The organism is Rhizobium sp. NPDC092011, from assembly GCF_044756305.1.
In the GTDB taxonomy this organism is placed as follows: Bacteria; Pseudomonadota; Alphaproteobacteria; order Rhizobiales; family Rhizobiaceae; genus Rhizobium.
In genome coordinates this window covers 1-4,682 of sequence record NZ_JBIVSO010000039.1, presented here as the reverse complement: position 1 = coordinate 4,682, position 4,682 = coordinate 1, and the positions used below count along the sequence as shown (strand labels likewise).

The window sequence follows — 4,682 nt, the reverse complement described above, 5'->3', positions numbered from 1 at the left end:
ATCGTCGGCATTCGTCCGACGTCGAAGACGACGGTTACCGGCGTTGAAATGTTCCGCAAGCTGCTCGATCAGGGCCAGGCAGGCGACAACATCGGTGCACTGGTTCGCGGTGTTAACCGTGACGGCGTTGAGCGTGGTCAGATCCTTTGCAAGCCGGGCTCTGTCAAGCCGCACAAGAAGTTCATGGCTGAAGCCTACATCCTGACGAAGGAAGAAGGCGGCCGTCATACGCCGTTCTTCACGAACTACCGTCCGCAGTTCTACTTCCGTACGACTGACGTGACCGGCATCGTGACGCTTCCGGAAGGCACGGAAATGGTTATGCCCGGCGACAACGTCACCGTTGCCGTTGAGCTGATCGTTCCGATCGCGATGGAAGAGAAGCTTCGCTTCGCTATCCGCGAAGGCGGCCGTACCGTCGGCGCAGGCATCGTTGCCTCCATCGTCGAGTAATCCCAGGATTATTCCTTTATAAGAAGGCCCCGCTGGAAACAGCGGGACCTTTTGCATTGGGAGGCAGGAATGGGCCTGGTCATTCTCACGGGGGCGTCTGGCTCCGGCAAGACGGCGATTGCAGAGGCGGTCGCGAGCGAGAATGCAATGGAAGTGGCTGTTCACCACTTCGACAGCATTGGCGTTCCTTCGACGGATGCCATGATCCGGGATCACGGGTCAGGGGAGGCTTGGCAACGGAGTGCGACCATCGAATGGCTGGCCCGCATCGCGCCGCAGGTGAAAAGCGGATGCGCGGTGCTGCTCGAGGGGCAGATGCGGATATCGCTCATCGTGGAAGCCGCTGCAGCCGCTGATATTGGCAGCTACACGCTCCTCTTGATCGATTGCGACGATGAGGTGAGGGCGGACCGGCTGATCGTCGAAAGAGGCCAACCGGAACTCGCGAACAAGGACATGATGAACTGGGCCTCCTATCTCCGCAGCGAGGCCGCTCACCATGGCTGCGAGATCGTGGACACCGGTCAACGCACGCTCGGTCAATCCGTTGCTCTGGTGCTGGAATACCTGCGAAAACTCAAACCCTGATGCTCCAGGTCGAAGTCCCTATGCGGTGACTATGAGGGTTTCTCTCGCTCTGTTCTGGCGTGGCGAAGGATTTCGGCAACGAAGTCGCTCTTAAGGGGAGTATATCGCTCCCAGCAGCCGTTTGCTTCGCTGGCGAGCTTTCTCTTCAATGCTCCGTAACGCTCGGCGGTTCTGGGATGGGAGCGAAGATAATCCCGAAAGAGGAGGCGGTCTCTATGCGCGGGATTTCCGGGAAGACTGAGATAGAGGCGTGTCCCATAGGGTGTTTCGTCCTTGGTGAAGGGCCATCGGTCGTCGCAATACGGATCGCCGTGGAAGGCATAGCCATCCTGCCTCAGGCGCTCCGTCGCCATCAGTCTCATGGTTCTGGTGGGCAGGACCGCGTCGATATCGAGCTTCGGTTTCGCGCAAAGCCCCGGGACCGCCGTACTGCCAATATGCTGGATATCCGCCAAGTGGCCGCACAATGCGGCAATCGCCTCGCTTCGGTGCCGGAAGAGGTCTGGCCAGACTGGATCATAGTCGACGATCCTGATTGCGCGCATGCTTCGCCTGCCTCCGGTGCGATTCGACCTGCATAGTCAGAATAGTCCCCAGTTTTCTCATGAAACAATTGCCCGATGCCGGTGTCTGGTATCTGCCTCTGTTCAAGGGATAATCCTGGGGCAGGGGCTGAAAGCGATCCGGTATGCATTTTCCTGATTCGATTCCCAGTCCAATGAGATGTCGCGCGGCTCGGCGCGAGATTTCTGGCGCTGAGCTTCGATTCCGATTTCCGATCCCGTTATGCGAAACACATCCTGCCCGGCTCTTGCAGCGGGTTCGGCCATGTATCGCGGGATGAAGCGCCATCACGCGAACAGAAGCTGCGGGTTCAATTGGGAAAAAACAAAAAACGCTCTTGCCAATCGTTTCATCCCGCCTTAAAGGGAGCGCCATGTCTTCGAACTGCTCGGGCGGTCCACCGCTTCAGGCAAATATTCGAAGGAAGAAGGGGTATAGCTCAGTTGGTAGAGCGGCGGTCTCCAAAACCGCAGGTCGTAGGTTCGAGCCCTGCTGCCCCTGCCATTTTCCAAATTTAACTGGCGCGCAGATATCGCTGCTTCTTGGGTTTGGGATGATGTCGGTTTACCGGCAAATTTTCGAAAACGCTGGATTGCCTCTTGTTAAATTGGGAATCGGTGTTTATGTAAGGGTTCAACAGACACGCGGTGCGTGGGGCTGATATGTTCAGCTTTACGCGCCGTAATTGCGTGGGCAGTCAATGGCATCCAAATCGAATCCACTAGCGTTTCTGCAGCAGGTGCGCTCCGAGACGTCGAAAGTTACTTGGCCCTCACGCCGTGAGACGATGATCTCGACGGTGATGGTTCTTGTTATGGTTATTTTCGCCTCGCTGTTTTTCTTTGCTGCTGACCAGGTCATTGGCTGGGTTCTCGGCTACGTGCTGAATACCGGCAACTAATATCGGGTGGAGATGAACATGGCGGCACGTTGGTACATCGTCCACGCTTATTCAAATTTCGAAAAGAAGGTGGCTGAATCCATCGAAGAGAAGGCTCGGCAGAAAGGCCTGGAGCATCTGTTCGAGAAGATTCTCGTTCCCACCGAAAAGGTTGTCGAAGTTCGCCGTGGCCGCAAGGTCGACAGCGAGCGTAAGTTTTTCCCGGGTTATGTGCTGGTTCGCGCCAACCTGACGGATGAAGCTTACCATCTGATCAAGAATACGCCGAAGGTTACCGGCTTCCTTGGTTCCGACAATAAGCCTGTTCCGATTCCGGATTATGAAGCCGAGCGCATTCTCGGCCAGGTTCAGGAAGGTGTCGAGCGGCCGAAGGCTTCCGTATCCTTCGAGATCGGCGAGCAGGTTCGCGTTTCGGATGGTCCGTTCGCTTCGTTCAACGGCACCGTTCAGGATGTGGATGAAGAGCGTTCGCGCCTGAAGGTTGAAGTTTCGATCTTTGGCCGCGCTACGCCCGTCGAGCTGGAATACAGTCAGGTCGAGAAGGTCTGATCTAGTTTATCTGAAGGGGCCGGTTTTTGGTCGGCCTCTCGTTTAGGTTTGGATATAAGTAGGTATTGATTTACTTATATCTGGCGGCTCAGCCGCAATTCGCGTGGAAGGGTAGGGCCTTAGCCGGGTCTGTTAATCCGAACCACGCAACCGCAGCCGCCGGAGCGATCCGGCATAGTGGGCCGGGCAACCGGTCATGTAGAAAGGCAGAGAGAAATGGCTAAGAAAGTTGCAGGCCAGCTCAAGCTGCAGGTCAAGGCCGGCTCGGCGAATCCGTCGCCGCCGATTGGTCCTGCGCTTGGTCAGCGTGGCATTAACATCATGGAATTCTGCAAGGCGTTCAATGCCGCCACGCAGGAAATGGAAAAGGGTATGCCGATTCCGGTCGTCATCACCTACTACCAGGACAAGTCCTTCACCTTCGTCATGAAGCAGCCGCCGGTCAGCTACTTCCTGAAGAAGGAAGCAAAGATTCAGTCCGGCTCGAAGACCCCGGGCAAGGGCGCCAAGGCTGGCACCCTCACCAAGGCTCAGGTGAAGGCTATCGCCGAAGCCAAGATGAAGGATCTGAACGCCGCCGATATCGAAGGCGCAATGGCCATGATCGAGGGCTCTGCCCGCGCGATGGGCCTGGAAGTGGTGGGCTAAGACCATGGTAGCAAAGCGTATTCAGAAGATTCGTGAAGGCGTCGATCCGACCAAGCTTTATGCTCTGGATCTGGCCATCAACATGGTCAAGGAACGTGCCGTCGCCAAGTTCGACGAAACGGTCGAAATCTCGATGAACCTCGGTGTTGACCCGCGTCACGCCGACCAGATGGTTCGCGGCGTCGTCAACCTGCCGAACGGCACCGGCCGTACGGTTCGCGTTGCCGTCTTCGCTCGTGGCGCCAAGGCTGACGAAGCCAAGGCTGCTGGTGCCGATATCGTCGGTGCCGAAGACCTGGTCGAAATCGTTCAGGGCGGCAAGATCGACTTCGATCGTTGCATCGCCACCCCGGACATGATGCCGCTCGTCGGCCGCCTCGGTAAGGTTCTCGGCCCGCGTGGCATGATGCCGAACCCGAAGGTTGGCACCGTTACGATGGACGTCAAGGGTGCTGTTGAAGCTTCCAAGGGCGGCGCTGTCGAGTTCCGCGTCGAGAAGGCTGGTATCGTCCATGCCGGTATCGGCAAGGCTTCGTTCGACGCCAAGGCTCTGGAAGAAAACATCCGCGCCTTTGCCGATGCCGTCATCAAGGCAAAGCCGGCTGGCGCCAAGGGCAACTACGTCAAGCGCGTAGCGATCTCCTCGACCATGGGTCCGGGCGTCAAGATCGAGCCTTCGACTGTTACGGCGCCTGGCGCCTAATGATTAGGCTGGGCCTCGTGCCCGGCGTTTAAGAATTCCCGGCCTTTCGGGGCCGGGATTTCCGGAGAAATCCGGAATTCCTGTCCGAGATTGCAGGTGGTTATCCCTTAATCACTCAAGCCTGCATGAGACGGGTAAGACCCGAATTTTGAAGAAGCTTTGCTTCGATGAACTCGGTTCGAGCCTTGGATGCCTTGTGCCTCGGAGCCGTCAGGCTCGAGCGCGAGGGGACAGGATCCTCAAGCGTCGCTTGGATCTCTCTTGATCCCAGGAGGC

General features: G+C 57.3%; 7 protein-coding genes and 1 tRNA gene. 7 read left to right on the top strand and 1 reads right to left on the bottom strand.

The annotated features are described in order from the left end of the window. Nucleotides 1-453: EF-Tu/IF-2/RF-3 family GTPase (locus tag ACIQJ2_RS38090; RefSeq protein ID WP_400746774.1), on the top strand; the 453-nt coding region annotated here is incomplete at its 5' end. Nucleotides 454-522: 69 nt separating this feature from the next. Next, nucleotides 523-1,041, top strand: a complete 519-nt coding sequence (locus ACIQJ2_RS38085) for a hypothetical protein (protein ID WP_400675159.1) — start codon at nucleotides 523-525, stop codon at nucleotides 1,039-1,041. Between the two features lie 29 nt (nucleotides 1,042-1,070). Here the strand turns inward: ACIQJ2_RS38085 and ACIQJ2_RS38080 are convergent, their stop codons facing one another. Then, nucleotides 1,071-1,586, bottom strand: a complete 516-nt coding sequence (locus ACIQJ2_RS38080; RefSeq protein WP_400675162.1) for a GrpB family protein — start codon at nucleotides 1,584-1,586, stop codon at nucleotides 1,071-1,073. 447 nt (nucleotides 1,587-2,033) lie between these two features. Between ACIQJ2_RS38080 and ACIQJ2_RS38075 the strand changes: the two genes are divergently transcribed. From ACIQJ2_RS38075 to rplA, 5 genes are all read left to right on the top strand, one after another. Next, nucleotides 2,034-2,109, top strand: a tRNA-Trp gene (locus ACIQJ2_RS38075). Nucleotides 2,110-2,305: 196 nt separating this feature from the next. Further along, complete coding sequence (secE, locus tag ACIQJ2_RS38070) at nucleotides 2,306-2,506, top strand: preprotein translocase subunit SecE (protein WP_400675165.1); 201 nt, start codon at nucleotides 2,306-2,308, stop codon at nucleotides 2,504-2,506. A gap of 18 nt (nucleotides 2,507-2,524) precedes the next feature. Next, nucleotides 2,525-3,055: a transcription termination/antitermination protein NusG gene (gene nusG, locus ACIQJ2_RS38065; protein WP_004123460.1), complete on the top strand. Its 531-nt coding sequence runs from the start codon at nucleotides 2,525-2,527 to the stop codon at nucleotides 3,053-3,055. A gap of 216 nt (nucleotides 3,056-3,271) precedes the next feature. After that, on the top strand, nucleotides 3,272-3,703 hold the full coding sequence (gene rplK / locus ACIQJ2_RS38060) for a 50S ribosomal protein L11 (protein ID WP_069614842.1): 432 nt from the start codon (nucleotides 3,272-3,274) through the stop codon (nucleotides 3,701-3,703). Nucleotides 3,704-3,707: 4 nt separating this feature from the next. Then, nucleotides 3,708-4,406 carry a 50S ribosomal protein L1 gene (gene rplA / locus ACIQJ2_RS38055; RefSeq protein WP_199150694.1) on the top strand — a complete coding sequence of 233 codons (699 nt, stop codon included), beginning with the start codon at nucleotides 3,708-3,710 and terminating at the stop codon, nucleotides 4,404-4,406. Nucleotides 4,407-4,682 lie beyond the last annotated feature (276 nt).

Coding starts and splice junctions, on each gene's coding strand:
- ACIQJ2_RS38085 (WP_400675159.1), top strand. CDS start 523: ATGGGCCTGGTCATTCTCACGGGGGCGTCTGGCTCCGGCAAGACGGCG.
- secE (WP_400675165.1), top strand. CDS start 2,306: ATGGCATCCAAATCGAATCCACTAGCGTTTCTGCAGCAGGTGCGCTCC.
- ACIQJ2_RS38080 (WP_400675162.1), bottom strand. CDS start 1,586: ATGCGCGCAATCAGGATCGTCGACTATGATCCAGTCTGGCCAGACCTC.
- rplK (WP_069614842.1), top strand. CDS start 3,272: ATGGCTAAGAAAGTTGCAGGCCAGCTCAAGCTGCAGGTCAAGGCCGGC.
- nusG (WP_004123460.1), top strand. CDS start 2,525: ATGGCGGCACGTTGGTACATCGTCCACGCTTATTCAAATTTCGAAAAG.
- rplA (WP_199150694.1), top strand. CDS start 3,708: ATGGTAGCAAAGCGTATTCAGAAGATTCGTGAAGGCGTCGATCCGACC.